This window comes from Sphingomonas sp. OK281 (genome assembly GCF_900115295.1).
GTDB lineage: Bacteria > Pseudomonadota > Alphaproteobacteria > Sphingomonadales > Sphingomonadaceae > Sphingomonas.
In genome coordinates this window covers 119,138-143,395 of record NZ_FOVZ01000004.1, presented here as the reverse complement: position 1 = coordinate 143,395, position 24,258 = coordinate 119,138, and the positions used below count along the sequence as shown (strand labels likewise).

Here is a 24,258-nt window from a genome sequence, read left to right as displayed (position 1 = left end):
GTTCACACTGATCAACGCAAGTCGCGCGTTGTTCCATTGCCATTAACCTGCGCGCGCTTATCTTGTGCGCTGAAAGGTATCGTGCACCCATGAACGACAACGAGAACCGCGGGCAGAAGCCCCAGGGCCCTGGGAACGGAGGCCCCGGCAATGGCGGTCCCGAGAACGGCGGCGGCGGCAATCCTTGGATGAAGAGCCTGTTGATCTGGGTCGGCATCCTGCTCGCGCTGGCGCTGTTCGTGACCATGTTCGATGGCCGCACGGCCGCGTCGACTGGCAACACGATCGCGTATTCGGCGTTCCTTGACAAGGTCGACGAGGGCACCGTCAAGGACGTCAACATCTCGCGCGATATCATCTCGGGGACGCTGTCCTCGGGCGAGAAGTTCAAGTCGTACCCGATCCCGGATTCGACGCTGGTGCCGAAGCTGCGCGAGAAGGGCGTGTCGATCAGTGCGAAGCCCGAAGAGGGCCCGTCGATGCTGGCGCTGCTCCTGTATCAGTCGCTGCCGTTCCTGCTGTTCCTCGGCATCGCGTTCTTCGTGTTGAAGCAGATGCAGAAGAATTCGGGCTCCGGCGCGATGGGCTTCGGCAAGTCGCGCGCCAAGATGCTGACGCAGAAGGAGGGCAAGGTCACCTTCCAGGACGTCGCAGGCATCGACGAGGCTCGCGAAGAGCTCGAGGAGATCGTCGAGTTCCTGAAGGACCCGACCAAGTTCGCCCGCCTCGGCGGCAAGATCCCCAAGGGCGCGCTGCTGGTCGGCTCGCCGGGTACCGGCAAGACGCTGCTCGCCCGCGCGATCGCGGGTGAGGCCGGCGTTCCGTTCTTCACGATCTCGGGCTCTGACTTCGTCGAAATGTTCGTCGGCGTCGGTGCGAGCCGTGTTCGTGATATGTTCGAGCAGGCGAAGAAGTCCGCACCGTGCATCGTCTTCATCGACGAAATTGATGCGGTCGGTCGTCATCGCGGTGCGGGGCTCGGCAACGGTAACGACGAGCGCGAGCAGACGCTGAACCAGCTACTGGTCGAGATGGACGGCTTCGAGGCGAACGAAGGCATTATCATCATCGCCGCGACCAATCGTCCCGACGTGCTAGACCCCGCGCTGCTGCGTCCGGGCCGTTTCGATCGCCAGGTCACCGTGCCGCGTCCGGATATCGAGGGTCGCATCAAGATCCTCGAAGTGCACATGAAGAAGGTGCCGCTCGCACCCGACGTCGACGCGCGCGTGATCGCACGCGGTACGCCCGGCTTCTCGGGTGCCGATCTCGCCAACCTCGTCAACGAGGCGGCGCTGCATGCGGCGCGCAAGGGCAAGCGCCTAGTGGCGATGGCCGAGTTCGAGGAGGCCAAGGACAAGGTCATGATGGGCGCCGAGCGTCGCAGCATGGTCATGACCGACGACGAGAAGCGGATGACTGCGTATCATGAGGCCGGTCATGCCGTCGTCGCGATGCACGAGGCCGCGTCGGATCCGATCCACAAGGCGACGATCATCCCGCGCGGTCGCGCACTGGGCATGGTGATGCGTCTGCCCGAGCGTGACTCGTACAGCTATCACCGCGACAAGATGTACGCGAACCTCGCGGTCTCGATGGGTGGCCGCGTCGCCGAGGAAGTCATCTTCGGCTACGACAAGGTTTCGAGCGGAGCCTCGGGCGATATTCAGTACGCCACGGGTCTGGCACGCGACATGGTCACGCGCTGGGGCATGTCCGACAAGGTCGGACCGCTCGAATATGGCGAGCCCGAGGGTGAGTCGTTCCTCGGTTACTCGTCGAGCCGTCCATCGCGCATGTCGAACCAGACCGCGCAGTTGATCGACGACGAGATCAAGCGGATCGTCGAAGGTGGTCTCGACCGCGCCAAGCAGGTGCTGAGCGATCATGTCGACCAGCTTCACACCGTGGCCGGCGCGCTGCTCGAATTCGAGACGCTGACCGGCGACGAGATCAAGAAGCTGATCGCCGGCGAGGATCTCGATCGTCCGGATCCGGGTGCGAAGGCGTCGACCGTCCCACGTGCGGGTACGTCGATCCCCAAGACGCGGCGCCCGTCTGGTCCGTTCGGTACGCCAACCCCCTTGGGGGCGTGATCCGGTTCACCGGACAGTCACTTAAGTAGCTCCATGGGCGGTCTTTTATCGGAAAGGCCGCCCATGTCGTATTCGCGTTCGAAGGCTGTAGTCGCAGCGTTGCTGATGGTCGGCGTGGCGATGCCGGCAAGCGCGGCGATAACCGTCGGCACCTTCCTGGCCCGTGCCAACGCGCTCCCCGACCAGGGCCCGATGGCGCTGATGTCCCCCGACCTTCCCGCGCTGAAGGCTGAAGCCAAGGCGGCAACCAACCAGCTGAAGGCGGAACGCGCCGCCCGCGCCGCCGCCGGCAAGCCACCGATCGCCTGCGTCCCCGAAGGGGAGTCCGTCGGTATCATGGACATGCTGGATGGCCTCAACGAACTCCCAGCCAGCTATCGGAAGCGCCCCCTCAAGGACGGCTACGCCCGCGTCCTGGCGAACCTCTACCCCTGCCGTTGAGAATGTTCGGAGTCGTGGGGAAGTTCAGGATGTCGAGGATGTCCTCTTTCCCCCGTTCGTCCTGAGCGAAGTCGAAGGGCATGCCCCGCGCGAAGGTGCTTCGACTTCGCTCAGGACGAACGGAAGTTGGCAGAACCCACCGGGTAACGCTCAGTCCGTCAGACCATGCAGCAACAGCAACACGATAAATGCCAGCAACACCGTGAACGCGAACGTCAGCAATGCCACCGTCCGCCACGCCGCCGACCACTTCCGCAGGGAATACGCACCCCGAAGCTGCGCGAACATGTGGACTGGCGGCACGCACATCGCCGCCATCACGATCCAGCCCTCCGCGACCCCGATCACACCCGCAACGATCAGCACGATCGTCAACAGCATCATGAACGCGAGCGAATAGGTCACGAAGATTGCGTGATCGTAGAGATGATGCTGGCGCCGCCACAGGAACAGGAGCGCCATGAACGGCACGGATAACGGAATCAGGCCCCAGCTGTATTTATACGCGCTGGTCTGCAGCTTGTAGAACATCAGGCCCGGGTTGCCGTTCGCTTTGGCGATCCCGTGGTCCAGCCGCTCCCAGCCGGTCTTGAAATCGCCCAGGTCGACCAGCGTACCGTTGGCGCCTCCCTCCTGCATAGCCGCGGCGACGCCGAGCGCGCGAACCGTGGTACGGAGCGCGCTTGCCTGCCGATCGAGGGTGGCACGCTGTTCGGACGAATATGTGGCGGGGGCATGCGTCGCAACCGCCCGCTGCGCCTCGACCTTGTCCAGCGCGGCGCGAGCCCTCGCGGCCTCGCGCGCATAATCGGACGTCTTCCCGGCACGCCCGTCCCGGATAAAGTCCTTCGTCATTTCCCCGCCGACCGCGCCGATCGTCGCGAACATCAGGAAGACGGTGAACAGGAACAGCGCCAGCGGCGACACGAACCGCGCCCGCTCGCCATTGACGTACCGCCGCGTGAGCGCACCTGGATGCAGCACAAGCAGCGGCAAAGTCCGCCATATCTTGCCTTCGAAATGGAACACGCCGTGTGCGATCTCATGCCCGATCCCGCCGAGCGAGCGATGGACATGCGCCGATTGACCACACGCGTGGCAGTGCTCGCCCAGCAACCGCGTCCCGCAATTCAGGCACAGCGCATCATCCAGGCCGTGGCCCGCAGACGCGTGACGAGCTTCGCCCGCCTTCGGCTCGAACGCGTGCCCGACGACTGTACCCGTGGCGATATCCGCCGTTGCTTCGATATCCCCGGTCATGCGTCCCCCTGCGATATCGGTAGCGTAACGAGTTCGCGACGTTGGCGCGAGGGGCTTCGCATGCTACCGCGCAGGCCATGGCCGACGCAGAAAATCCGACCGAAATGATTGCCGAAATGGGCCGCCGCGCGCGCTCCGCCGCGCTGGTGCTCGCGGCGATGCCATCCGAGCGGAAGGCTGCGGCCCTGGCGTCGGCGGCGGAGTCGATCCGTGCGGCATCGTCTGAAATCGTTGCGGCGAACGCGGAAGACATGACGCGCGCGGCCGAGGCGGGTCTGTCGAGTGCGCTGCTCGATCGGTTGCGGCTCGACGAAGCGCGGGTCGCGGCGATGGCGGACGGCGTCGCAGCCGTGGCGGCGCTCGCCGATCCGGTCGGGCAGGTGATCGACTCGAGCGAGCGTCCGAACGGCCTCAAGCTCTCGCGCGTCCGCGTGCCGATCGGCGTGATCGGCATCATCTACGAGAGTCGTCCCAACGTCACTGCCGACGCCGCCGCGCTCTGCGTGATGGCCGGCAACGCAGCGATCCTGCGTGGCGGGTCGGAAGCGGTGAAGAGCAACCGCGCGATCCACGCGGCACTGGTCGCAGGATTGAAGGTGGGCGGGGTGCCCGTCGACGCGGTGCAACTCGTACCGACTACCGATCGCGCTGCGGTCGGCGCGATGCTGAAGGCGGATGGGATGATCGACCTGATCATCCCCCGCGGCGGCAAGAGCCTCGTGGCGCGGGTCCAGGCCGAAGCGCGCGTGCCCGTCCTCGCGCATCTCGACGGTATCAATCATGTCTTTGTGCATGCATCGGCCGATCCGGCGATGGCTGAAGCCGTGATCGTCGATGCGAAGATGCGCCGCACCGGCGTCTGCGGCTCGATGGAAACCCTGTTGATCGATCGCGACTACGCGGACGCACCCGCCTTGATCCGTAGCCTCGCGGCGACGGGATGCGAGGTGCGCGGCGACGCACGCGCACGCGCCCTCGTTGCGGAGATCGGGGCCGCCGATCCCGCGGACTGGGATACCGAATATCTCGATGCGATCGCCTCGGTCGCGATCGTCGACGGGCTGGACGGCGCGGTCGCACACATCGCGCGCCACGGCTCGCACCACACCGACGCGATCGTCACGGACGATGCGACCGTCGCCGAGCGCTTCCTCACCGCGGTCGACAGCGCGATCGTCCTCTGGAACGCCTCCACCCAGTTCGCCGATGGCGGCGAATTCGGCCTCGGCGCGGAGATCGGCATCGCCACCGGCCGCCTCCACGCCCGCGGCCCGGTCGCGCTCGAGGGCCTCACCACCTACAAATGGATCGGCCGCGGCACCGGCCAGGTGCGCGGTTGATTGTAAGAGGTGGAAAGCGCATGTTCGCGACATGACGAACGCATCGACCTTGATGATCGCGATCGAGCCCGGCGTTGCCGACAAACTCGCGACATTGGCGCAGCGCCGCGGCGTCGACGCTAGTACCATCGCCGCCGAAGCGATCGCGCGTCGCGTCGATGAGGAACTCGAATTTCTGGACTTCATCCAGGCCGGCGAGGATTCGATCGCGCGGGGCGATTATCTCACGCAGGAGGAAATGGAAGCCTGGTTTGCGCAACGGCATAAGACCGCCAACGCTGCATGAGGGGCGTGAGATGGTCGCGCGACGCGCAGGCCGATCTTGCGATAATCGATGACGAATTCGACAAGATTGATCCGAATACCGCGAGCCGGGTTGGCACCTCAGCGGTAAACGCAGCCAGATTTCTGTTGGATTACCCGGGCGCGGGGCCGGCGGTGCCAAATACCCGACTGCGTAAATGGCGCGTCGCAGGTACGCCTTACATCTTGCTCTATCGGTTGGCGGACGGTGACCTGTTCATTGTCCGCGTCATTCACGTCGCGCGTGACCGACAGCAGTTCCTATGACCCACGTCGGCATTCTCGGCGGGTCGTTCAATCCCGCGCACCGCGGCCACCGCGGCATCACGCTCGCGGCGATCGATGCCCTCGTGCTCGACGAGGCGTGGTGGCTGGTATCCCCTGGCAACCCGCTCAAGGATGCCGCGAACGACATGGCGCCGCTTCCCGCCCGCCTTGCCTCGGCGCGAAAAATGGCCCGCCGCGCGCCGATCCGCGCGACCGATATCGAGGCGCGGCTGCACACCCGCTACACGCTCGATACGATCCGCAAGCTCAAGCGGCGGTACCCGAAAATTCGCTTCATCTGGCTGATGGGCGCGGACAATCTCGCGGACTTCCACCGCTGGAAGAACTGGCGCCAGATCGTCCGCGAGGTTCCGATTGCGGTAATCGCGCGTCCGGGATATGACGGGCGCGCCCTCGCGGCCCCCGCGATGGGTTGGCTGCGGCGCTTCCAACGGCGCACAGACCATGCGAAGAGCTGGACGACGTGGAGATTGCCGGCCCTCGTGCTGTTGCGCTTCCGACCCGACCCGACCTCCGCAACCGGCCTGCGCGCCGTGAATCCAGACTGGTTCCGGCACGTTGCTGGGCCGCCCGACCGTTCCGGCACGTTGCCGGATTGATACCCTTACCCAGGAGCTGACTTGGCCACTTCCCCTACTGCCCCTCGCGCGACCGACCCCGAAGAGGTTGAGGCGCTGCATCGCCTGATCCTCGCGTCGCTCGACGACGACCAGGCGGTCGAGACCATCTCGATCCCGCTCGCGGGCAAGACCAGCATCGCCGATTACATGGTGATCGCCAGCGGTCGTTCGACCCGCCAGGTCGCCTCGATGGCGCAGAAGCTGGCCGAGCGGATCAAGGCCGAGTTCAAGCGCCCGGTGAAGATCGAAGGCCTGCCGACCGCCGACTGGGTGCTGATCGACGCGACCGACGTCATCGTCCACCTGTTCCGCCCCGAAGTCCGCAGCTTCTACAATCTCGAGCGGATGTGGGCATTCGGCGACGCACCGGCGCCGCCGCCCGTGCCGACCTTCACCGACGAAGACTAAACCGACCTAGAGGCGGCGGTGCTGCTCCACATCGTCGCCCGCGGTCGGATCGGGCGCTCGCCCGAGGCCGAGCTCGTCGACCGCTATCTCAAGCGGATCGCCTGGCCGACCAAGGTCAGCGAGCTCCCCGACACCGGCGGCAAGATCCCGCTCGTCGGCGAGCAGACCAAGCGTATCCTGCTCGACGAGAAGGGCGAGACGCTGTCGTCGACGCAGTTCGCGCAAAAGCTCGAGCGATGGCGGGACGACGGCGTGCGCGAGGCGCGGTTCATGATCGGCGCCGCCGACGGCTTCGATGATTCGGCGCGCGACGAGGCGGATCTGCTGTTCTCGTTCGGCCGTGCGACATGGCCGCATCTGCTGGCGCGGGCGATGCTCGCCGAGCAGCTCTTCCGCGCGACCAGCATCCTTGCCAACCACCCCTATCACCGCGAAGGGTGATGCATGAGGGTAGGGGGCGTTCTCGCGATCGCGGCGCTGTTCGCGGCGGCGAGCGTAACCGCGCAGACTGACGCGCCCGAACTGGCGACCGAGCAGCAACGCCTGGTCGCGGCCAAACGTGACGCCGCGATCGCCGCCGCGCGTGCCGCCAAGCTCGCCGCCGCTGCTACCCAGGAACGCAACGCCGCCGACAAGGCGCGCCGTGAAGAGGAGGCGCTCGCTGCGCGCGTTACCGCCGCCGAAGCGAACCTAGCCACCGCAAGCGCGCGCGTAACGCTAGTCGAGCGCCTGCTGTCCGATCAACGCGCCAAGCTCGGCCGCGCACAAGCCCCGGTCGCCCGGTTGCTCGCGGCGCTGGAGTCGCTGGCCCGCCGCCCGACGATCGTCGCGGTCGCGCAGCCGGGATCGGTCGACGACCTCGTCCATGTCCGCGCGGTACTAGGCAGCGCGCTTCCCGTGGTTCGCCAGCGCACCGAAGCCGTCCGCGTCGAACTCGCCGAGACCCGTCGCCTGCAAGCCAGCGCCACGCTCGCCGCCAAGGCGCTCTCCGACGGTCGCGCGCAACTGGAGAACGATCGCATCGCGCTGGCCACCCTCGAAGCCCGCCACCGCCAGCGTAGCCAGACGCTTGGCCGCGGAGCACTCAGCGAGTCCGATCGCGCGCTGGCGCTCGGCGAACGCGCGCGCGATCTGGTCGACGGCATGGCCGCCACCACCAACGCCAAGGCAACCGCCGCCAGCCTGATTGGGCTCGCCGGCCCGATCCCACGCCCGATCGCGCCCGGCACCACACGCCCGGCACCCCCAAGTGGCGTGTACCGCACCCCGGTAGCGGGCCAGCTCGTCACCGGCTTCGACGAGGTTTCGGCCTCAGGCGTCCGGTCGCGCGGCCTCACCTTCGCCACCGCCCCGCGCGCGCGCGTCATCGCACCCGCCGCCGGCACGATCCGTTACGCGCGTCGCTTCCGCGACTACGGTGTCATCATCATCATCGACCACGCCGACGGCTGGACCAGCCTCGTTACCGGCCTCGCGGCCACTGACGCCAAACCCGGAGACCACGTCGCGATGGGTGCCCCGCTCGGCGCCGCCCCCCGCGAAGACCCGCGCATCACCGTCGAACTCCGCCGCCAGGGGCGCCCGGTCGATGTCGCTGCGTTGATAGGATCGCGCTGATCGACTGATAGGATGGGCGGCGTCTTTTGATCCTCCCCCGCAAGGGGGAGGTGTCGCCGAAGGTGACGGAGGGGGAGGACACGGAACAGAGGTTTCCCTTTCCTCCCCCTCCGTCTGGCATGCGCCAGCCACCTCCCCCTGGCGGGGGAGGATCGGAAAGCGCGCCCCGCCAGTCAGCCCCCATTAACCCCCACGCGCCTTCACTCCGCGCGCGCGTTGCCGCCGGCGTTCCGCTACGCTACGCCATCACGACCGTACGACACGTCTTTTCTCAGGTTGCAGGACCATCGATGCCTCGTCCTATACTGCGTACCCCGTTGCTTGCCGCGACCGCGATCGTCGGCGCGTTGACACTGATCCCGCTCGCCACCTCCGCGATGGCCGCGGTCGACACCGACACCTACCGCGAGTTCGACCAGTTCCTCGACGTCTTCAACCGCGTGAAGGCGGATTACGTCGACAAGGTCGATGACAAGACGCTGATCAAGGGCGCGATCCAGGGCATGCTCGCCAGCCTCGATCCGCACTCCAGCTATGTCGACGCGCTCGACTACGAAAACCTCCGGATCATGACCGAAGGCAATTACGGCGGCCTCGGCCTGACGGTGCAGATGGAGGACGGCGCGATCAAGGTCGTCGCCCCGCAGGAGGACTCCCCCGCCGCCCGCGCGGGCGTAAAGTCCGGCGACTACATCACGCATATCGACGGCAAGTTGATCTACGGCGATTCGCTCGACGAGGCGGTCGGCAAGATGCGCGGCAAGCCCGGCAGCAAGATCACATTGGGCCTCGTCCGTCCGGGCCGCGACAAGCCGCTCGACGTGACGATGATGCGCGAGATCATCGTCCAGAAGCCGGTAAAGTGGGAAGTCCGCGGCGACGTCGGCTACATCAACATCAACACGTTCAGCGAGCACACCGGCGCCGACACGCGCGCGGCGATCATGAGCATCGACAAGTCGCTCGGCCATCGCCCGCTCGGCTATGTCGTCGACCTCCGCGAAAATGGCGGCGGCCTTCTGACTCAGGCGATCGAGGTCAGCGACGCCTTCCTCGATCACGGCGAGATCGTCTCGCAGCGCGGCCGCGAGAAGACCGATATCGAGCGCTATTACGCCAAGCCCGGCGACGACGCGCACGGCCTGCCGGTCGTCGTCCTCACCGATCCCGGCACCGCCTCCGCGTCCGAGATCGTCGCCGGCGCGCTGCAGGATCACCACCGCGCGCTGATCATGGGCGAGCGCAGCTTCGGCAAGGGCTCGGTCCAGACGGTGTTGCAGCTCGGCCCCGAGACCGCACTCCGCCTGACCACCGCGCGCTACTTCACGCCGTCCGGCCGCTCGGTGCAGGAGGGCGGGATCGAGCCCGACATCAAGGTTCCGCAGCTCACCGACCCCGACTACAAGTCGCGCCCGGTGTTCCGCGAGGCCGATCTCCGGAAACACCTGATCAACGAGGTCAAGGCCGACAACGCGGTGCTCGAGGAGGATACCAAGACCGATCCGCGCTTCTCGCAGACGCCCGACCAGTTGAAGAAACAGGGCATCGACGATTTCCAGCTCTATTACGCGCTGAAGACCGTCGCGCGCCTCGGTGGCCCGGTGCAGGTCGCGGCTGCCACCAAGCCACGTCCGATCAAGCCTGATGCCGACGCGAACAAGGCAGCCACCAAGTGAGCGTGCGTCGCGGGCTTGGCATGACCAAGAACGAAGAGATCGCACGCGCCATCGCGTTGCTGCTGCCGGCATTCCTGCTGCTCGGCGCGCTCGGCTCGCAATATCTCGGCGGACTGTATCCGTGCGAGATGTGCCACTGGCAGCGCTGGCCGCATTACGCTGCGGTGCTGGTCGCCGGCGCGACGTTCCTGGTCCCGGGGCGCTCGCTACGCGCCACGCTGGTCATCATCGCCGGTTTGCTGATCGGTATCAGCGGCCTGATCGGCGTGGCGCATGCCGGCGTCGAATATCATTGGTGGAACGGCTTTACCGCCTGCACCACGACCGTCTCGATGGCCGGCACGACCGCCGCCGAGCGTCTCGCCGCGATCATGAACGCGCCGATGGTGCGCTGCGATTCGCCGCAGTGGAAGCTCCTCGGCATTTCGCTCGCCGGCTTCAACGCGATCTTTTCCCTCGTCGGTGCGTTCACCATATTCGCACTCATGAGGAAGACGAGATGAGCGGCTGGAAGCCAGGCGACGCCAAGCGCGCCACCGATTCGATGATCCGCGTCGATCAGGCCGGAGAATACGGCGCGATCCGCATCTATGCGGGCCAGTTGGCGGTGCTCGGCGATCGTCATCCGGCGTCGCGCTCGATCCACCACATGGCGCAGCAAGAAGAACGTCACCGCGCGTTCTTCGACAAGATGATCGTCGAGCGCCGCGTGCGGCCGACGGTGCTTCAGCCGATCTGGAAGGTCGCCGGCTTCGCGCTCGGTGCGGTCACGGCGGCGATCAGCCCGCGTGCGGCGATGGCGTGCACCGCCGCGGTCGAGACCGAGATCGACAAGCATTACGAGGAACAGCTCGTTCAGCTTGGCGCCAGCGATCCCGAGCTATCGGCAGCGATCCTGGATTTCCAGGCCGAGGAACTCGAACACAAGGCGACCGCGATTGCTGCGGGGGCCGAGGAAACGCCGGGCTATCCGGTATTGAGTGCTGCGATCCGGCTCGGCTGCAAGGTCGCGATCGCAACCGCCAAACGGATTTAGGCGGGCGGATCGGATCGGCGGACAGGGCCGAGCGACGATAACAAGCCGAACGAACGCGTGGGAGTGATGCGTATGAAGATGCTTTTTGCGGCGGCCTTGCTCGTCGCCGGACCCGCGGTCGCACAGACCGCGCAGCCAGTTTCGGGCGCCAACCCAGTTTCGGGCGCCAACGCAGTTTCGGGTGCCAACAAGGGGCCGACGCTGGCGCAACTGCCGGCTAAGGCACCGGCCCAGGCCCCGGCATTGCCTGGCGCGACGACCAAGCCCAAGCCGGTCGTCGCGCCCCCACAGGTCTCGCGCAACGCGCCGATCAACGGCGTCCTGACCTTGTTCGGGAACGAGCGCTGCCCGACCAACCAGAACGGCGAGGAAATCGTCGTCTGCGTCCGTCGCAGCGCGCAGGAACAATACCGCGTCCCGAAAGAACTCCGGGAGTTCGTCGTAACGCCGGAGAATGCCAGCTGGGCGACCAAGGCGCAGGCCACGCTCGACGCAGGCTCGGGCGTCAACACGATCGGCAGCTGTTCCGCGGTCGGCCCCGGTGGCGCATCGGGCTGCTTCAACCAGCGCGTCAAGGAATCGCGCCTGGAGAACAAGACGCGGGCTGCGGAAGTCCCCGTCCTCCCATAGGACTTCGCAAAGCCGCGCCCTTCTTCCCCCCTCCCTGAAAGGGAGGGGCAGGGGGTGGGTCGGCTTCCACAAGCGGCAAGGCCAGTGGCACGATCCGGCCGACCCACCCCCAACCCCTCCCTTCCAGGGAGGGGAGTACGTTAGGGTGTTAGCTAGGCCGCCGGCACACGCCGCTCCGAAAATGCTCTTGGCTTCCGCCTCGTCCACCCCGTACCCTCCCCCTGGGGAATGCCAGCTGGGCGACCAAGGCGCAGGCCACGCTCGACGCCGGCTCGGGCGTCAACACGATCGGCAGCTGTTCCGCGGTCGGCCCCGGCGGCGCCTCGGGCTGCTTCAACCAGCGCGTCAAGGAATCACGCCTGGAGAACAAGACGCGGGCTGCGGAAGTACCGGTTCTTCCGTAAAGCCCGCGCAAGCGAGAGCACCGCAACTTCCCCCCTCCCTGAAAGGGAGGGGCAGGGGGTGGGTCGGCTTCCACAAGCGGCACCGTCCAGTGGCACGATCCGGCCGACCCACCCCCAACCCCTCCCTTCAAGGAAGGGAGCCCGTTGCGGTGTTGGCTAGGCCGCCGGCACACGCCGCTCCGAAATGCCCTTGGCTTCCGCCTCGTGCACCCCGTACCCTCCCCCTGGGGCATGCAAGGGGGCAAACGAATGGCACTGACACTCGGAAAACGAAAAACCCGCCTGCGACCGATCGCTGCCGACGGCTACGAAAAGCTTCTCGCCTACGCCGCGATCCTCCTCCTCGCCGCCGTCTTCACGGCGTTGATCCGCGGCCGCTCGCACTGGCCGGAGGTCCCGACGATCGTCTGGTTCCACCTCGCCACCATCCTCGTGGCGCTGGCGCTCACCCCGCTCATGCTCCTGCGCAAGCGCGGCGATCGCCCGCATCGCGCGCTCGGCACGATCTGGGTCGTCGCCATGCTCGCCACCGCGCTCGCGTCGTTCGGCATCCGAACGAGCAGCGGCGGCTTCGGCATCATCCACCTGCTGTCGATCTTCACGTTGGTCCAGGTCCCGATCATCTGGTGGTCCGCCCGCACGCATCATCTCGCGCGCCACCGCAGCAGCGTCCGCGGCATGGTCACCGGCGCACTGCTGATCGCCGGCGTCTTCACCTTTCCGTTCGGGCGCATGCTCGGGACATGGCTGTTTGCCTGACACCGTCGCGTGCGCTTCTACGGTCCGCGGTGTCCTACAAGGATCGGGCATGACATGCTGCGCGGATGACGATGGCAGCCTGTCCGGACGCGACCCTTCGAACCGCCCGCCAAAGTGTGTCGGCGGTCGGGAAGAATACCGTGCGAGCGTCTATACTTTCTATACTTCACTCGGGCACCGCGCGTGATCGATATCGAATAGTCCGGGGTTCTCCGCGACTTGCGACTATCGGGAGCCGCGCTCTCGCCGACCCCCGCCACAGCGCCTCTCGCTAGGAACATCTCCATGGTCGAACCCCTGCGCATCGCCTTTCTGCTGTTTCCCAACGTGACGCAGCTCGACCTGACGGGCCCCGCGCAGGTGCTGTCGCGGCTCGGCAATGCTCGGCTCGATCTCGTATGGAAGACGCTCGATCCGGTGCCGACCGACGCCGGCTTCTCGATCCTGCCGACCGCGACCTTCGCCGACGTGGCGCGCGCCGACATCCTCTGCGTCCCCGGCGGGTTCGGGATCAACGCCGTGATCGCCGACGACGAGGCGATGGCTTGGGTCCAGGCGATCGGCGCCGACGCGACCTGGGTGACGAGCGTCTGCACCGGATCGCTGATCCTCGGGGCGGCGGGCTTGCTCGACGGCTATCGCGCAGGCTGCCACTGGGCGCAGCGGGACATGCTGCCGCTGTTCGGTGCGATCCCGGTCGATGCGCGGACCGTGGTCGATCGCAACCGCGTGACCGGCGGCGGCGTCACCGCGGGGATCGACTTCGCGCTGACGCTGACCGCGATGATCCGCGGCGAGGCCCACGCCAGGGCGGTCCAGCTCAGCCTCGAATATGATCCCGCACCACCGTTCGACAGCGGGTCGCCCGAAAAGGCCGGTCCCGATATCGTTGCGGCGGTGAAGCGGAGGACCGCGCACGTCGCTCCGACCCGTGACGACGATCTGCGGGCGTTGGCGAAGCGTCGCGGTTACCCCCGAGAGGCTTAAGGGTGACGCTTCAGCCCACGCACGCGGTGCCAGATGTAGAAGGCGATGAGCGCGATCAGGACGACGCCGATCAGCAGGTCGGCGCTGTGGAAGGCGGCCTTCACGCGCGGATCGCTGTCCCATTTGTCGCCAAGCTTCATGCCGACCCAGGCGAGGCCGAAGCACCACGGCCACGATCCGACGAAGGTGTAGACATGGAACGGCACCAGCTTCATCCGTGCGACGCCGGCGGGGAAGGCGATGAACGAGCGGATCACCGGCAGCAGGCGCCCGATCAGCACTGCCATGCTGCCCCAGCGCGCGAAGAACCGGTCCGCCGCATCGAGCTCGCCCGGCCCGATCAGCAGGTATTTGCCCCAGCGTTCGGCCATCGGTCGGCCGCCGCGCTTGCCGATCTCGTAGGCGACGATCGAACCGAGATTGCACCCGATCGCGCCGGCGGTGGCGGCGAGATACAGGTCGAACCGCCCGGTCGAGACGAGGTAGCCGGCGAACGGCATGATGATCTCGGACGGCAGCGGGATGCACGCGCTCTCGATCGCCATGAGCAAGGCGATGCCGACATAGCCACCCGACGAGATGACGCCGATCGTGAAGGTGGCCAGCACGGCCAGGATCTTTTCGAACATGGCTCGGTCGATTGCGCGAACCGGGCGACGAAGGGAAGTGCTAAATCGGAACCGGCACGCGGTTCGTTCGCTGGTGCGGCATGACAGATCTCACACTCAACGACGGCCGCACCATGCCCCAGCTCGGCATGGGTACGTGGCAGATTCCCGACAGCCAGGCAGCGGCGATCGTCCGCTCCGGGCTCGATATCGGCTTCCGGCTGGTCGACACCGCCGCGATCTACGACAATGAACGCGGCGTCGGCGATGGCTACAAGGGGTCGGATGCGTTCCTGACGACCAAGCTCTGGAACGATCGGCAGGGCGACCCCGAGGCAGCGATGGACGAGAGCCTGGCGCTGCTCGGCGTAGAGTCCGTCGACCTGTACCTGATGCACTGGCCAGTGCCGAAGCAGGACAAGTATGTCGAGGCCTGGAAGGCGATGATCGCGCTGCGCGACGTCGGCAAGGCGAAGTCGATCGGCGTCTCGAACTTCCTCCCCGAGCATATCGACGCGATCGTCGCCGCGACTGGCGTGACGCCGTCGGTCAACCAAATCGAACTTCATCCGAATTTCCAACAACGCGAACAGCGCGCGTATCACGAGGCGCACGGCATCGTGACGCAGAGCTGGAGCCCGCTCGGTCAGGGCAAGACGTTGTTGCAGGACGAGGCCATCGTCCGGATCGCCGACAAGCACGGCCGCAGCGCGGCGCAGGTGATTCTCGCATGGCATCTCGCAAACGGCTTCTCGGTGATCCCGAAAGCGTCGGATGCCGAGCATCTCGCGGACAATTTCGCCGCTCTCGATTTGACGCTGGACGACGAAGACATGGCCGCGATCGAAGCGCTCGACGATCCCGCCGGCCGCTTGGGACCAGAACCCAACGCGATGTGATCCTTATCCAGCGCAGCTGGTGGAGGGGGATCACCCCGAGCGTATCGCGTGTGGAGCCCCCCCTCCACCCCGCCGCTACGCGTCGCGGTCCCCCTCCCCGTACCGGGGAGGATCAGGCGATCCGTCCCCCAACAACCCGAAGATCCTCCACGAACCGCGCATATTCCTCCGCAGCCTGAGCCGGATCCGGGAGCCGCAGCAGATAGCTTGGATGCACCGTGATCCAGGCCTCGCCTCCATCCGGCAACTGCAACGCCCGCCCGCGCTCCCGCCCGATCGTCATCACCTTGCCGAACAGCGACCGCGCCGCCGTCGCGCCCAGCGCCACCGTCACCTTCGGCTTGATCAACATCTGCTCCTGCTCGATCCACCAGCGGCATGCGTCGATCTCGCCGGCGCCTGGCTTGGCGTGAATGCGTCGCTTCCCGCGCTGCTCGAACTTGAAGTGCTTCACCGCGTTCGTGACGTACGCGCGTGACCGGTCGACACCAGCCTCCGCCATCGCCTTGTCGAACATCTGGCCCGCCGGCCCGACGAACGGACGTCCGGCGATATCCTCCTGGTCACCCGGTTGTTCGCCGACGAACATCAGCTGCGCATCGACCGGCCCTTCGCCGAACACGGTTTGCGTTGCCGGCTTGTAGAGCGGGCAGCGGGTGCACCCCGACGCCTCGTCCCGGAGCGCTTCCCATGCGATCAGGCTGTTGCCGCCAACCGTGTCGCGCGCCTTTGCAATCATCCCGCTCTCTCGTGCCTGCGCCGCCGCCAGCAAACCGGGCACCAGCGCGGTCTCGGGCATGTTCTTCCAGTATTTCTTCGGCATCTCCTTCAGCATCGCGCCGATCTTCACGCGTGCCGGATTGAAGATGCTGGCGTAATAGGTCTTCCAGACTTCCTCGGTCGGATCGCCGTCGGGGGCATCCGCCTTGCTCGCGCCGGGGCCTTCGCTGAGCGCCTTGCCGTCCCAGTGGATCGAGACTTCGGGCGTCAGGATCGACCAGCGCATGCTGGCGAAGCGGTTGACGAAGAACGCCGCGTTGGCGCGGACGATGTGGTGATCGGGTTCGAACCACGCGACGAAGCGGGTTCCGCCGTCCTCCTCGACCTCGCGGAAACGGAGGAACGCGCGCATCTTGTGGATGTCGCGGCGAACGTCCTTGGCGATCCGGTCGAGCCGGCGGACGAGCGGATCGGCGCGGTCCTCGATCAGTTTCGGCTCGCGACGGAGGCGGGCGAGCAACGTGTAGAGCAGCGCGAACCGCTCCGGATCGCTGCCGAGAATCGCGCTGCGGGCTAGGTCGATAAATGCGCGGTGCACGGAGAACGCGCCGGGGGGCGGGGCTGTAGCTGGTTCCGCCACGGTTGCGAACAGATCGACCGGTTCGTCGCCGACCTGCCAGACGACGTCGTCGGGGGGGACGTCCTCCGCGATCAGGCCACGCGCTGCATCGCGCCAGCCGTCGAAGTCGTCGGGTTCGGATAGCGTTACGACGCGCATAATCCTCCCCGGCACGGGGAGGGGGACCAGCGAAGCTGGTGGAGGGGGGCTTCCGCGAACGTATCGGTGGTGGTGAGCCCCCTCCACCCCGCCGCTGCGCGTCGCGGTCCCCCTCCCCGTGCCGGGGAGGAATGCGTTAGCGTCACGCGAACATTTCCATCTGCTTGGGTTTCGGTGCGACGATGGGGCGGAGTTCGGCCTTGTCCGCTAGCGTAACGGGGCGCCAATCCTCGGCGATGATGAAGGGGCGGAGCTTGGCGACCGAAACCGTCAGCCGTGCGATATCCGCGAGGTGCAGGCGGCGCCACCGGCGGCTGGTCAGGATGCCGTTGACCGCCTTTACGCCGAGCCCCGGCACACGAAGCAGCATTTCCCGCGGCGCGCGGTTGACGTCGACCGGAAAAGATCCGCGGAACTTCAATGCCCACGCAAGCTTGGGGTCGATGTCGAGCGGCAGCATCCCGGTCGCATCGTCGGCGGCGGCGACCACCTCGTGCGGCTGGAACTCGTAGAACCGCATCAGCCAGTCCGACTGGTACAACCGGTGCTCGCGCATCAGCGGCGGGCGTTGCAGGGGAAGGACGGCGCTCGCATCCGGGATCGGACTGAACGCGGAATAATAGACGCGGCGCAGGCCGAACCGGTCGTACAAGGTCGACGCCTTCCGGACGATGTCGCCGTCGGTCGCCGCGTCCGCGCCGACGATCATCTGGGTCGACTGGCCGGCGGGGGCATAGCGCGGCGCCGACTTGTACTTGGCCTTGGCGTCCTTGCCGTCGATGATCGAGGCCTTCACCTCGGCCATCGCGGTCTCGATGCGGACGCCGTCCTTCTCGGGGGCGAGCCGCTTCAGGCCGTTCGCGGTCGGGAGTTCGACGTTGATCGAGACGCGGTCCGCGTACAGCCCCGCCTGGTGGACCAGTTCGGGATCGGCATCGGGGATCGTCTTGAGGTGGATATAGCCGCGAAATTGGTGATCCTCGCGCAACGACCGCGCGACCTCGACCATCTGCTCCATCGTGTAGTTCGACGACGCGATGATGCCCGACGAGAGGAACAGCCCCTCGATGTAATTGCGCTTGTAGAAGGCGATGGTGAGATCGACGACTTCCTTCGCCGTAAAGCGGGCGCGGCGGACGTTCGAGCTCTTGCGGTTGATGCAATAATGGCAGTCGAAGATGCAGCTGTTGGTCAGCAGGATCTTCAGCAGCGAGATGCACCGGCCATCGGGCGCATAGGCATGGCAGATGCCCATGCCCTCGGTCGATCCGAGCCCCTTGCCATCCTTCGAATTGCGCTTGGTCGTGCCCGACGATGCGCAGGACGCGTCGTATTTGGCCGCGTCGGCGAGGATCTCGAGCTTTTCACGGGTATCGAGTTGGGCCATCCGTTCGTCTTACGTTCCGTCACCGCAAGTGTCGATTGATCGATATCAACGAACGCGGCGATAGGGTTCAGTCGAAGATATAGCGGACCAGATCGACCGCGCTGCCGACGCTGATCGGCAGCAACAGTAGGGCGAGCGCGTAGAAAAGCAGGACCCGCCGCAGCGCCTTCTCGTGGCGAAACGGCGGCCGCCGGTCGGGTTGCGGCTCCTCCTTGCGCGGCCAGTTATGCGTTTCATCGAGGAACATCGCGGTCTCCAGGCGATCTTTCACATCATATTCTGCCGAACGAACGCGGCATTCGCGACTCCGGGGCCAGACCGCAGCGCACGAGCCGAAATTCTGGCGATCGGAGCGCGATACTATGACTCCGGCCGCGAATAAAATGGTTTGGCTACGCACAGATGGCGCGAAACCGGGACGCGCGGCGTCCTGCTTCGGCACGGTTTGCCGTACGATATTGTCAGCGCTTCAGGATTGTGAAAGGGCTGCAGGCTAGCAGGGGTAGCATGACCGACGATACTCGATCCGATCAAGACCTTGACGGTCATGGCCAGATGGCCGCCGGAGCCGCTATGCCGGCAACGGATAGCGAGAGCCGTATTCCGAGCCGCCGCCGCGTGCTGGCCTTGGGCGCGGTCACCGCCGGTGCGGTTGTCTCGATCCGACCAGCGCTCGCGCAGACGGTAGGATCGGTGATGAATTGCGAGATCCCGATCCCCGATCCCGGCCGCGCAGGGCGCTACATCGCGTCGGACGGCAGCGTCGTTCCGGCCCGCACCAAGGGTGCGTTCCCCCCTTCGCCACGCGCCTTCAAGGGCGAGGAGGTCAAGCGAACGCTGGCGAACGGCAGCAACCTGCCCGGCACCGACTCGGACCGCAGCCGTGCCTATGTCAAATACATCCGCCGGTTGCAGCGCGGCCAGGGCGGCTTCACCTGCTTTGCATCGTTGCAGATGCCGCGCGGCTGAGGCCGTGCCCGATTACCTCTATCGCGGTCCACCCGATTGTGGCCTGCTGATCGCCCCGCTCGACGAGTTCACAGCGGTCTATCACCGGGCATCGGGCATAACGCATCTCCTGACCGAACCTGCGCCGCAGATTCTGGCGATCATCGCGGACGGCGCGCTGTCGCTCGATGCGCTGCTGGATCGGCTCGGTCGGGAATATGACCTGACCGACGGTACACGGGCCTCTCTGCAAGCGCGGCTCGAGGAGCTGATCGAAGCCGGGCTCGTCGAGCGCGCATGAGACACGCTTTCTCCGTCCGCATCGGTCCGGTCGGTTTCCGCATCGGCTCGGACTGGCGCGCGCCGATCGCCGAACTCGAGACGCTGTACCGCGACTATCCCAAGCCGGATGACGGCATAGCCGACTTCACCGTTCGCCTGTTCGCGCGAAGGCCGTGGCGGCGGTTCGTACGTCCCTCGGTCGAGATCGGCGGCGACTACATGCTGCCGGAAGCCGCACCGTTGCCGTTGCGGCTTGGGTTGCTCGCGGCTGAGATGGCGATGAACCTGCAGATGGCGCTGGGGGCGCGACGGTATCTGCTGCTCCACGCGTCGGCGGTCGAGCGTGATGGCCGGGCGCTGTTGATGACCGGCATTTCGGGCGCGGGGAAATCGACGCTGGCGACCCTGCTCGCGGCGAAGGGCTGGCGGTTCATGGGCGACGAGTTCGCGCTGCTCGATCCCGCGACCGGGCATATCCACGCGTTCCCGCGCCTGATCAGCCTCAAGAACGAGGCGATCGCCGAGGCCGAGGCGGCGTGGCCGACCGCGCGGATGGGGCCGTTGATGCCTGCGACGCCGAAGGGCGACATCCGCCACATGGTCCCCGACGCGCGGGCGATCGCGGCGATGGACGTGCCCGCCACGCCCGCGCTGCTGGTGTTTCCGCGCTACGGTTTCGAGGCGGAGACGCGACCGGTGCCGCCGGGCGAGGCGTTCGTGCGGATGACGCAGGCTTCGACCAATTACGTCGCGCTCGGCGAGGCAGGGTTTTGCGCGCTTACCGGGCTGATCACGGGCGTGCCCTCGGTCGCGGTCGACTATCCCGACGGCGCGAGCGCTATCGAGCAGGTCGAGGCAATATGGGCCGCGCTGTGACCGATGCCCGCCTTCTGGCCGGCGCGCTGTCCGATCCGGGCAGCGTGGTCGGACTGGACGCGGACGGCTGGACGGCGCTGCTGGCGGTGGCGCGGGCGGAGCAGCTGATCGGCACGCTCGCCCTGCGTCTCGATGGCCTGCCGATGCCAGACGCAGCGAAGGCGATTCTCGTCGACGCCCGCGCCGCCGCCGAGCAGGGCCGCCGCGCTGCGCTGTGGGAGGCGGAGATGGCGCGGCGGGCGCTCGCCGCAGTCGACTGTCCGGTCGTGTTGCTGAAGGGCACCGCGTTCGTCGCGGCGGGGCTTTCGGCGGGGCAGGGGCGCTCGATCGGCGACCTCGACATCCTCGTGCCACATGCATCGATCGACGCGGTCGAGGCGGCACTGCTCGCGGCGGGCTGGGAATGGGTGAAGCCCGATCCCTATGACGACGCCTATTACCGCCGCTGGATGCACGAACTCCCGCCGCTGATCCACCGCGAGCGCGACCGGATGATCGACGTTCATCACACCATATTGCCGCTGACCGCGCGGATCACGCCCGATGCGGCGGCGCTGATCGCCGGAAGCGTGGCGCTTGGGAACGGCCTGCGTACGCTGTCGCCGAACGGGATGCTGATCCACGCGGCGGCGCATCTTTTGGCCGACGGGGATCTCGCCGGGGGCTTGCGCAACCTATGGGACATACGGTGCCTGATCGACGAGTTCGGCACCGACGGGCTCAAGGTGGAGGCAAGCCGTCACGGTTTGTCCCGCGCGGTGGCCCGCTCGCTGCGTCTGGTCGATATCCTGTTCGGCGACGGCACGCCGGCCGGTATCGATCGCCTCTACATCCGCCGCATCACCGCGCGCGACGGCTGGGGCCGGCCGACCCGACCGGCCACGCGGCTCGCCTTCTACGTCCGCTCGCACTGGCTCCGGATGCCGCCGACGATGCTCGCCCGGCACCTCTGGACCAAGTGGCGCAAGGCCTAGTTGAGCCGCGCGCCGCGCCCTCGCCGCGCAACCCACACCAGCAGCAACACCACGGTGATCGCCAGCGTGTCGGCGATCCAGTCGTGAATATCGCAGTCGCGGTGCAGCGAGGGGATCGATTGCAGCACCTCGATCATCGCGCCGAGGAACGACAGGCGTTCACCGATCCGGAACAGTCGCGCGGTCGGAAACGACAGCGCCGCCAGCAGCGCCATCGTCGCGAAGGCGAGCATGTGCCCGAACTTGTCGCCATATTGGTCGATCGGCATGTGCGGCGGCTTTGGTAACAGCGCCATCGTCACGGCGAACACCACCGCCACGACCAGCGCAACACGCGTCAGCGTCGTCCGGTTCATGCGCCGAGCCTTTCCAGCGTCGGCACCAACTCGCCGAAACCGTCGATTACCGCATCCGCGCCGAGCTCCTCGACCGGCTGCATCAGGAAGCCGAAGCTGCATGCGATCGTCGGCAACCCCGCGGCTTTCCCGGCCTGGATGTCGAAGATCGAATCGCCGACGAACGCCGCGCGTCCCTCTCCGCCCCCGGACTTCCGACAAAGCCGTACCATTTCGTGGATGGGCATCGGCGACGGCTTCGATTCGGCCATCGTATCGCCGCCGAGGATGCACGCGAACCGATCGGTCAGCCCGAGTTCGTGCAGCACGGTCCGCGCAAACCGCTCGATCTTGTTGGTGACGATGCCGAGCGTAACGTTCTTCGCGGCGAGCGTATCGAGGGCCGCGATCACGCCAGGATAAGGCTTGGTCAGCACGCAGATATGCGCCTCGTAATAGGCGAGCAGTTTGACATGGAGCGTGTCGAGCATCGCCTCGTCATACCCGCCGGTCGCGGTCAGCCCCTGCTTCAGCATGTGCCGCGCACCGCCGCCGATCATCGGCTTTACCTGCTCGACGGTCAGCGCCGGGCGATCGACCGAAGCCAGCGCGTGATTGACCGCCGCCGCCAGGTCGCCGCTGGTATCGAGCAGGGTGCCGTCGAGGTCGAAACCGACGATATCGAATGAAAAATGCGTCATTGCCATGACGCCTGCCAGCGGCGCTATGGAATTGGCAAGGCTTTCGTGGCAGCGATCCTCCCATGACGACGCATTCCTCCGACCAAACGATTCCGCATCGCCCCATCGCCGTCGTGATCCTTGCCGCCGGCAAGGGCACGCGGATGAAGTCGGACCTGCACAAGGTGCTTCACCCGATCGCGGGGCGGCCGATGCTGCTGCATCTGGCTGCGAGCGCGGCGGCGCTGCACCCCGCGAAGACGGTCGTCGTGACGGGAGCGGGCCGCGAGCAGGTCGAGGCCGCGGTCGCGCCGCTCGGGATCGTCACCGCGCTTCAGGCTGAGCAGCTCGGCACCGGCCACGCGGTCGCGCAGGCACGTGCCGCACTGGCGGGTTTCGACGGAGACGTGCTGATCCTGTACGGCGACGTGCCCTTGGTAACCGCCGCGACGATGCAGCGGATGATCGACCGGTTGCACGGCGACGACACGCCCGCGGTCGTCGTGCTCGGCTTTCGCCCCGCAGATCCCGGCGCCTATGGTCGCGTCATCGCCGACGCTGCAGGCCGGATGGACCGGATCGTCGAGTATAAGGACGCGTCGGAGGCGGAACGCGCGGTGACATTGTGCAATTCCGGGCTGATGGCGGTGCGCTCGACCGACCTGTTCGCGCTGCTCGACCGGCTCGGCAACGACAATGCGGCGGGTGAATATTACCTCACCGATATCGTCGGGCTGGCAGGGGCGGACGGTCGTTCGTCCGCCGTCATCGAAACCGGCGCGGACGAGGTCGCCGGCGTCAACAGCCGCGGTGAACTCGCCGGTGTCGAAGCCGCGTGGCAGGCGACGCGCCGCGCGCAAGCCATGGCCGATGGTGCGACGCTGATCGCTCCCGGCACCGTCTGGTTCTCCCACGACACGCTGCTCGGTCGCGACGTCGTGATCGAACCCAACGTCGTCTTCGGTCCCGGCGTGCGCATCGAAGACGGCGCGACGATCCACGCGTTCAGCCATGTCGAGGGCGCAACCGTCGGCAAGGGCGCCAACGTCGGTCCCTTCGCTCGCCTTCGCCCCGGCGCGGACCTGCGTGCGGACGCCAAGGTCGGCAACTTCGTCGAGGTGAAGAAGGCGATCATCGGCGAGGGCGCGAAGGTCAGCCACCTGACCTATATCGGCGACGCGGACATCGGCGCGGGCGCGAACATCGGCGCAGGCACGATCACCTGCAACTATGACGGCTATTTCAAATACCGCACCGTCGTCGGCGAAGGCGCGTTCATCGGCTCGAACTCGGCGCTGGTCGCGCCCGTCACGATCGGTGCCGGTGCGATCGTCGCCGCCGGGTCGGTGGTCACGCAGGATGTCGAGGCCGACGCCCTCGCGCTGGTCCGGCCGCCGCAGATGGCCAAGCCCGGATGGGCCAAGCGCTTCCGCGAGAGAATGCTGGTAAGGAAACACGGATGAAGACTCTGATGCTTTTCGGGGCCGTGGCACTTGCGGGATGCGCAACGCCGCAGGTCTCCCGCGATGCGATCGGTCCGATGGTCGCGATCGAGCGTGCCGCGGGCCTGGCCCCGGGCGGCTATCCCGGCATCTTCGTGATGACGGTACGGGCGTCGGGCACGCAGGGTTCCAGCCTCTATCTCAATTCGGAACGCGACTACCGCGACCCGCGCAACCTGTCGCTCGAGGTTCGGCCGATCGCACAGGCGCAGCTCGAAGCCCGTTTGGGCGCTCCCGCCGGGACCGCATTGCAGGGGCGGACGATCCGCGTCGACGGCGAGGCGCGCCGGGTGCGGATCGACTTCACCACGGACGGTCGTCCGACCGGCAAATATTACTACCAGACCCATGTCGTCATCGCGCGGGGCGAACAGCTCCTCTCGGTCGACTGAACGAACGGACAT

The 24,258-nt window shown here is 66.7% G+C and carries 29 protein-coding genes; 22 read left to right on the top strand and 7 right to left on the bottom strand.

Features of this window, described 5'->3' with window-relative positions:
- Window positions 1-188: 188 nt before the first annotated feature.
- On the top strand, window positions 189-2,096 hold the full coding sequence (ftsH, locus tag BM244_RS14950; protein WP_254784505.1) for an ATP-dependent zinc metalloprotease FtsH: 1,908 nt from the start codon (window positions 189-191) through the stop codon (window positions 2,094-2,096).
- 63 nt (window positions 2,097-2,159) lie between these two features.
- Window positions 2,160-2,537 (top strand): hypothetical protein, encoded by a 378-nt coding sequence (locus BM244_RS14945; protein WP_254784465.1) that lies wholly within the window; start codon window positions 2,160-2,162, stop codon window positions 2,535-2,537.
- Between the two features lie 150 nt (window positions 2,538-2,687).
- On the opposite strand, the gene BM244_RS14940 is transcribed toward BM244_RS14945, so the two are convergent.
- Window positions 2,688-3,797 (bottom strand): DUF3667 domain-containing protein, encoded by a 1,110-nt coding sequence (locus BM244_RS14940; protein WP_093399707.1) that lies wholly within the window; start codon window positions 3,795-3,797, stop codon window positions 2,688-2,690.
- A gap of 77 nt (window positions 3,798-3,874) precedes the next feature.
- On the opposite strand from BM244_RS14940, the gene BM244_RS14935 reads away from it, so the two are divergent.
- The 13 genes from BM244_RS14935 to BM244_RS14875 all read left to right on the top strand — a co-directional run bounded on the left by BM244_RS14935 (window position 3,875) and on the right by BM244_RS14875 (window position 13,865).
- A complete protein-coding gene (locus tag BM244_RS14935) occupies window positions 3,875-5,137 on the top strand; it encodes a glutamate-5-semialdehyde dehydrogenase (RefSeq protein ID WP_093399706.1) in 1,263 nt (420 codons plus the stop codon).
- A gap of 52 nt (window positions 5,138-5,189) precedes the next feature.
- Entirely contained in the window at window positions 5,190-5,423 is a 234-nt protein-coding gene (locus tag BM244_RS14930; protein WP_132833367.1) for a CopG family ribbon-helix-helix protein, read from the top strand.
- On the top strand, window positions 5,420-5,707 hold the full coding sequence (locus BM244_RS23880) for a type II toxin-antitoxin system RelE/ParE family toxin (RefSeq protein ID WP_093399705.1): 288 nt from the start codon (window positions 5,420-5,422) through the stop codon (window positions 5,705-5,707). Before BM244_RS14930 ends, BM244_RS23880 begins: the two co-directional genes overlap by 4 nt.
- A complete protein-coding gene (locus BM244_RS14920) occupies window positions 5,704-6,327 on the top strand; it encodes a nicotinate-nucleotide adenylyltransferase (RefSeq protein ID WP_093399704.1) in 624 nt (207 codons plus the stop codon). The genes BM244_RS23880 and BM244_RS14920 overlap by 4 nt, the downstream gene beginning before the upstream one ends.
- A gap of 21 nt (window positions 6,328-6,348) precedes the next feature.
- Window positions 6,349-6,756 (top strand): ribosome silencing factor, encoded by a 408-nt coding sequence (gene rsfS / locus BM244_RS14915; protein WP_056061225.1) that lies wholly within the window; start codon window positions 6,349-6,351, stop codon window positions 6,754-6,756.
- An 18-nt stretch (window positions 6,757-6,774) separates the two neighbouring features.
- Window positions 6,775-7,197: a 23S rRNA (pseudouridine(1915)-N(3))-methyltransferase RlmH gene (locus tag BM244_RS14910; protein WP_093399703.1), complete on the top strand. Its 423-nt coding sequence runs from the start codon at window positions 6,775-6,777 to the stop codon at window positions 7,195-7,197.
- A 3-nt stretch (window positions 7,198-7,200) separates the two neighbouring features.
- Window positions 7,201-8,373 carry a murein hydrolase activator EnvC family protein gene (locus tag BM244_RS14905; protein ID WP_093399702.1) on the top strand — a complete coding sequence of 391 codons (1,173 nt, stop codon included), beginning with the start codon at window positions 7,201-7,203 and terminating at the stop codon, window positions 8,371-8,373.
- A gap of 290 nt (window positions 8,374-8,663) precedes the next feature.
- A complete protein-coding gene (locus BM244_RS14900) occupies window positions 8,664-10,049 on the top strand; it encodes a S41 family peptidase (protein WP_093399701.1) in 1,386 nt (461 codons plus the stop codon).
- A 20-nt stretch (window positions 10,050-10,069) separates the two neighbouring features.
- Window positions 10,070-10,552, top strand: coding sequence for a disulfide bond formation protein B (locus BM244_RS14895; protein WP_093400041.1), 483 nt, complete (start codon window positions 10,070-10,072; stop codon window positions 10,550-10,552).
- A complete protein-coding gene (locus tag BM244_RS14890) occupies window positions 10,549-11,085 on the top strand; it encodes a demethoxyubiquinone hydroxylase family protein (protein WP_056061210.1) in 537 nt (178 codons plus the stop codon). The genes BM244_RS14895 and BM244_RS14890 overlap by 4 nt, the downstream gene beginning before the upstream one ends.
- Window positions 11,086-11,157: 72 nt before the next feature.
- Window positions 11,158-11,715, top strand: a complete 558-nt coding sequence (locus tag BM244_RS14885) for a hypothetical protein (protein WP_093399700.1) — start codon at window positions 11,158-11,160, stop codon at window positions 11,713-11,715.
- Window positions 11,716-12,368: 653 nt separating this feature from the next.
- Window positions 12,369-12,878, top strand: a complete 510-nt coding sequence (locus BM244_RS14880; RefSeq protein WP_093399699.1) for a DUF2306 domain-containing protein — start codon at window positions 12,369-12,371, stop codon at window positions 12,876-12,878.
- Window positions 12,879-13,163: 285 nt separating this feature from the next.
- Window positions 13,164-13,865, top strand: a complete 702-nt coding sequence (locus tag BM244_RS14875; RefSeq protein ID WP_093399698.1) for a DJ-1/PfpI family protein — start codon at window positions 13,164-13,166, stop codon at window positions 13,863-13,865.
- Here the strand turns inward: BM244_RS14875 and BM244_RS14870 are convergent.
- Entirely contained in the window at window positions 13,862-14,494 is a 633-nt protein-coding gene (locus BM244_RS14870; RefSeq protein WP_093399697.1) for a DedA family protein, read from the bottom strand. The two genes, BM244_RS14875 and BM244_RS14870, sit on opposite strands and share 4 nt — an antisense overlap.
- An 80-nt stretch (window positions 14,495-14,574) precedes the next feature.
- Here BM244_RS14870 and BM244_RS14865 point away from each other — a divergent pair, with 80 nt between their 5' ends.
- Window positions 14,575-15,372, top strand: a complete 798-nt coding sequence (locus tag BM244_RS14865) for an aldo/keto reductase (protein ID WP_093399696.1) — start codon at window positions 14,575-14,577, stop codon at window positions 15,370-15,372.
- Between the two features lie 112 nt (window positions 15,373-15,484).
- Here BM244_RS14865 and BM244_RS14860 read toward each other — a convergent pair whose 3' ends face one another.
- The 3 genes from BM244_RS14860 to BM244_RS14850 all read right to left on the bottom strand — a co-directional run bounded on the left by BM244_RS14860 (window position 15,485) and on the right by BM244_RS14850 (window position 18,504).
- Window positions 15,485-16,870: a UdgX family uracil-DNA binding protein gene (locus BM244_RS14860; RefSeq protein ID WP_093399695.1), complete on the bottom strand. Its 1,386-nt coding sequence runs from the start codon at window positions 16,868-16,870 to the stop codon at window positions 15,485-15,487.
- A 142-nt stretch (window positions 16,871-17,012) separates the two neighbouring features.
- Window positions 17,013-18,257, bottom strand: coding sequence for a putative DNA modification/repair radical SAM protein (locus BM244_RS14855; protein WP_093399694.1), 1,245 nt, complete (start codon window positions 18,255-18,257; stop codon window positions 17,013-17,015).
- A gap of 67 nt (window positions 18,258-18,324) precedes the next feature.
- Window positions 18,325-18,504 carry a hypothetical protein gene (locus BM244_RS14850; RefSeq protein WP_093400040.1) on the bottom strand — a complete coding sequence of 60 codons (180 nt, stop codon included), beginning with the start codon at window positions 18,502-18,504 and terminating at the stop codon, window positions 18,325-18,327.
- Between the two features lie 308 nt (window positions 18,505-18,812).
- Between BM244_RS14850 and BM244_RS14845 the strand changes: the two genes are divergently transcribed.
- From BM244_RS14845 to BM244_RS14830, 4 genes are read left to right on the top strand one after another with little or no spacing between them, the layout of a single operon-like run.
- A complete protein-coding gene (locus BM244_RS14845; protein WP_175518253.1) occupies window positions 18,813-19,226 on the top strand; it encodes a hypothetical protein in 414 nt (137 codons plus the stop codon).
- A 4-nt stretch (window positions 19,227-19,230) separates the two neighbouring features.
- Window positions 19,231-19,506 carry an HPr-rel-A system PqqD family peptide chaperone gene (locus tag BM244_RS14840; RefSeq protein WP_254784464.1) on the top strand — a complete coding sequence of 92 codons (276 nt, stop codon included), beginning with the start codon at window positions 19,231-19,233 and terminating at the stop codon, window positions 19,504-19,506.
- Entirely contained in the window at window positions 19,503-20,363 is an 861-nt protein-coding gene (locus BM244_RS14835) for an HprK-related kinase A (protein ID WP_093399692.1), read from the top strand. The genes BM244_RS14840 and BM244_RS14835 overlap by 4 nt, the downstream gene beginning before the upstream one ends.
- Entirely contained in the window at window positions 20,348-21,337 is a 990-nt protein-coding gene (locus tag BM244_RS14830) for a nucleotidyltransferase domain-containing protein (protein WP_093399691.1), read from the top strand. Before BM244_RS14835 ends, BM244_RS14830 begins: the two co-directional genes overlap by 16 nt.
- Here the strand turns inward: BM244_RS14830 and BM244_RS14825 are convergent.
- Both BM244_RS14825 and BM244_RS14820 read right to left on the bottom strand, forming a co-directional pair.
- Window positions 21,334-21,693, bottom strand: coding sequence for a VanZ family protein (locus BM244_RS14825; RefSeq protein ID WP_093399690.1), 360 nt, complete (start codon window positions 21,691-21,693; stop codon window positions 21,334-21,336). The two genes, BM244_RS14830 and BM244_RS14825, sit on opposite strands and share 4 nt — an antisense overlap.
- Window positions 21,690-22,373, bottom strand: coding sequence for an HAD family hydrolase (locus BM244_RS14820; protein WP_093399689.1), 684 nt, complete (start codon window positions 22,371-22,373; stop codon window positions 21,690-21,692). Before BM244_RS14820 ends, BM244_RS14825 begins: the two co-directional genes overlap by 4 nt.
- A 62-nt stretch (window positions 22,374-22,435) precedes the next feature.
- On the opposite strand from BM244_RS14820, the gene glmU reads away from it, so the two are divergent.
- Window positions 22,436-23,815 carry a bifunctional UDP-N-acetylglucosamine diphosphorylase/glucosamine-1-phosphate N-acetyltransferase GlmU gene (gene glmU / locus BM244_RS14815; protein WP_093399688.1) on the top strand — a complete coding sequence of 460 codons (1,380 nt, stop codon included), beginning with the start codon at window positions 22,436-22,438 and terminating at the stop codon, window positions 23,813-23,815.
- On the top strand, window positions 23,812-24,246 hold the full coding sequence (locus BM244_RS14810; RefSeq protein WP_093399687.1) for a hypothetical protein: 435 nt from the start codon (window positions 23,812-23,814) through the stop codon (window positions 24,244-24,246). Before glmU ends, BM244_RS14810 begins: the two co-directional genes overlap by 4 nt.
- Window positions 24,247-24,258: the final 12 nt, after the last annotated feature.

Coding starts and splice junctions, on each gene's coding strand:
- ftsH (WP_254784505.1), top strand. CDS start 189: ATGAAGAGCCTGTTGATCTGGGTCGGCATCCTGCTCGCGCTGGCGCTG.
- BM244_RS14945 (WP_254784465.1), top strand. CDS start 2,160: ATGTCGTATTCGCGTTCGAAGGCTGTAGTCGCAGCGTTGCTGATGGTC.
- BM244_RS14940 (WP_093399707.1), bottom strand. CDS start 3,797: ATGACCGGGGATATCGAAGCAACGGCGGATATCGCCACGGGTACAGTC.
- BM244_RS14935 (WP_093399706.1), top strand. CDS start 3,875: ATGGCCGACGCAGAAAATCCGACCGAAATGATTGCCGAAATGGGCCGC.
- BM244_RS14930 (WP_132833367.1), top strand. CDS start 5,190: ATGATCGCGATCGAGCCCGGCGTTGCCGACAAACTCGCGACATTGGCG.
- BM244_RS23880 (WP_093399705.1), top strand. CDS start 5,420: ATGAGGGGCGTGAGATGGTCGCGCGACGCGCAGGCCGATCTTGCGATA.
- BM244_RS14920 (WP_093399704.1), top strand. CDS start 5,704: ATGACCCACGTCGGCATTCTCGGCGGGTCGTTCAATCCCGCGCACCGC.
- BM244_RS14905 (WP_093399702.1), top strand. CDS start 7,201: ATGAGGGTAGGGGGCGTTCTCGCGATCGCGGCGCTGTTCGCGGCGGCG.
- BM244_RS14900 (WP_093399701.1), top strand. CDS start 8,664: ATGCCTCGTCCTATACTGCGTACCCCGTTGCTTGCCGCGACCGCGATC.
- BM244_RS14895 (WP_093400041.1), top strand. CDS start 10,070: ATGACCAAGAACGAAGAGATCGCACGCGCCATCGCGTTGCTGCTGCCG.
- BM244_RS14890 (WP_056061210.1), top strand. CDS start 10,549: ATGAGCGGCTGGAAGCCAGGCGACGCCAAGCGCGCCACCGATTCGATG.
- BM244_RS14885 (WP_093399700.1), top strand. CDS start 11,158: ATGAAGATGCTTTTTGCGGCGGCCTTGCTCGTCGCCGGACCCGCGGTC.
- BM244_RS14880 (WP_093399699.1), top strand. CDS start 12,369: ATGGCACTGACACTCGGAAAACGAAAAACCCGCCTGCGACCGATCGCT.
- BM244_RS14875 (WP_093399698.1), top strand. CDS start 13,164: ATGGTCGAACCCCTGCGCATCGCCTTTCTGCTGTTTCCCAACGTGACG.
- BM244_RS14870 (WP_093399697.1), bottom strand. CDS start 14,494: ATGTTCGAAAAGATCCTGGCCGTGCTGGCCACCTTCACGATCGGCGTC.
- BM244_RS14865 (WP_093399696.1), top strand. CDS start 14,575: ATGACAGATCTCACACTCAACGACGGCCGCACCATGCCCCAGCTCGGC.
- BM244_RS14860 (WP_093399695.1), bottom strand. CDS start 16,870: ATGCGCGTCGTAACGCTATCCGAACCCGACGACTTCGACGGCTGGCGC.
- BM244_RS14855 (WP_093399694.1), bottom strand. CDS start 18,257: ATGGCCCAACTCGATACCCGTGAAAAGCTCGAGATCCTCGCCGACGCG.
- BM244_RS14850 (WP_093400040.1), bottom strand. CDS start 18,504: ATGTTCCTCGATGAAACGCATAACTGGCCGCGCAAGGAGGAGCCGCAA.
- BM244_RS14845 (WP_175518253.1), top strand. CDS start 18,813: ATGGCCGCCGGAGCCGCTATGCCGGCAACGGATAGCGAGAGCCGTATT.
- BM244_RS14835 (WP_093399692.1), top strand. CDS start 19,503: ATGAGACACGCTTTCTCCGTCCGCATCGGTCCGGTCGGTTTCCGCATC.
- BM244_RS14830 (WP_093399691.1), top strand. CDS start 20,348: ATGGGCCGCGCTGTGACCGATGCCCGCCTTCTGGCCGGCGCGCTGTCC.
- BM244_RS14825 (WP_093399690.1), bottom strand. CDS start 21,693: ATGAACCGGACGACGCTGACGCGTGTTGCGCTGGTCGTGGCGGTGGTG.
- BM244_RS14820 (WP_093399689.1), bottom strand. CDS start 22,373: ATGACGCATTTTTCATTCGATATCGTCGGTTTCGACCTCGACGGCACC.
- glmU (WP_093399688.1), top strand. CDS start 22,436: ATGACGACGCATTCCTCCGACCAAACGATTCCGCATCGCCCCATCGCC.
- BM244_RS14810 (WP_093399687.1), top strand. CDS start 23,812: ATGAAGACTCTGATGCTTTTCGGGGCCGTGGCACTTGCGGGATGCGCA.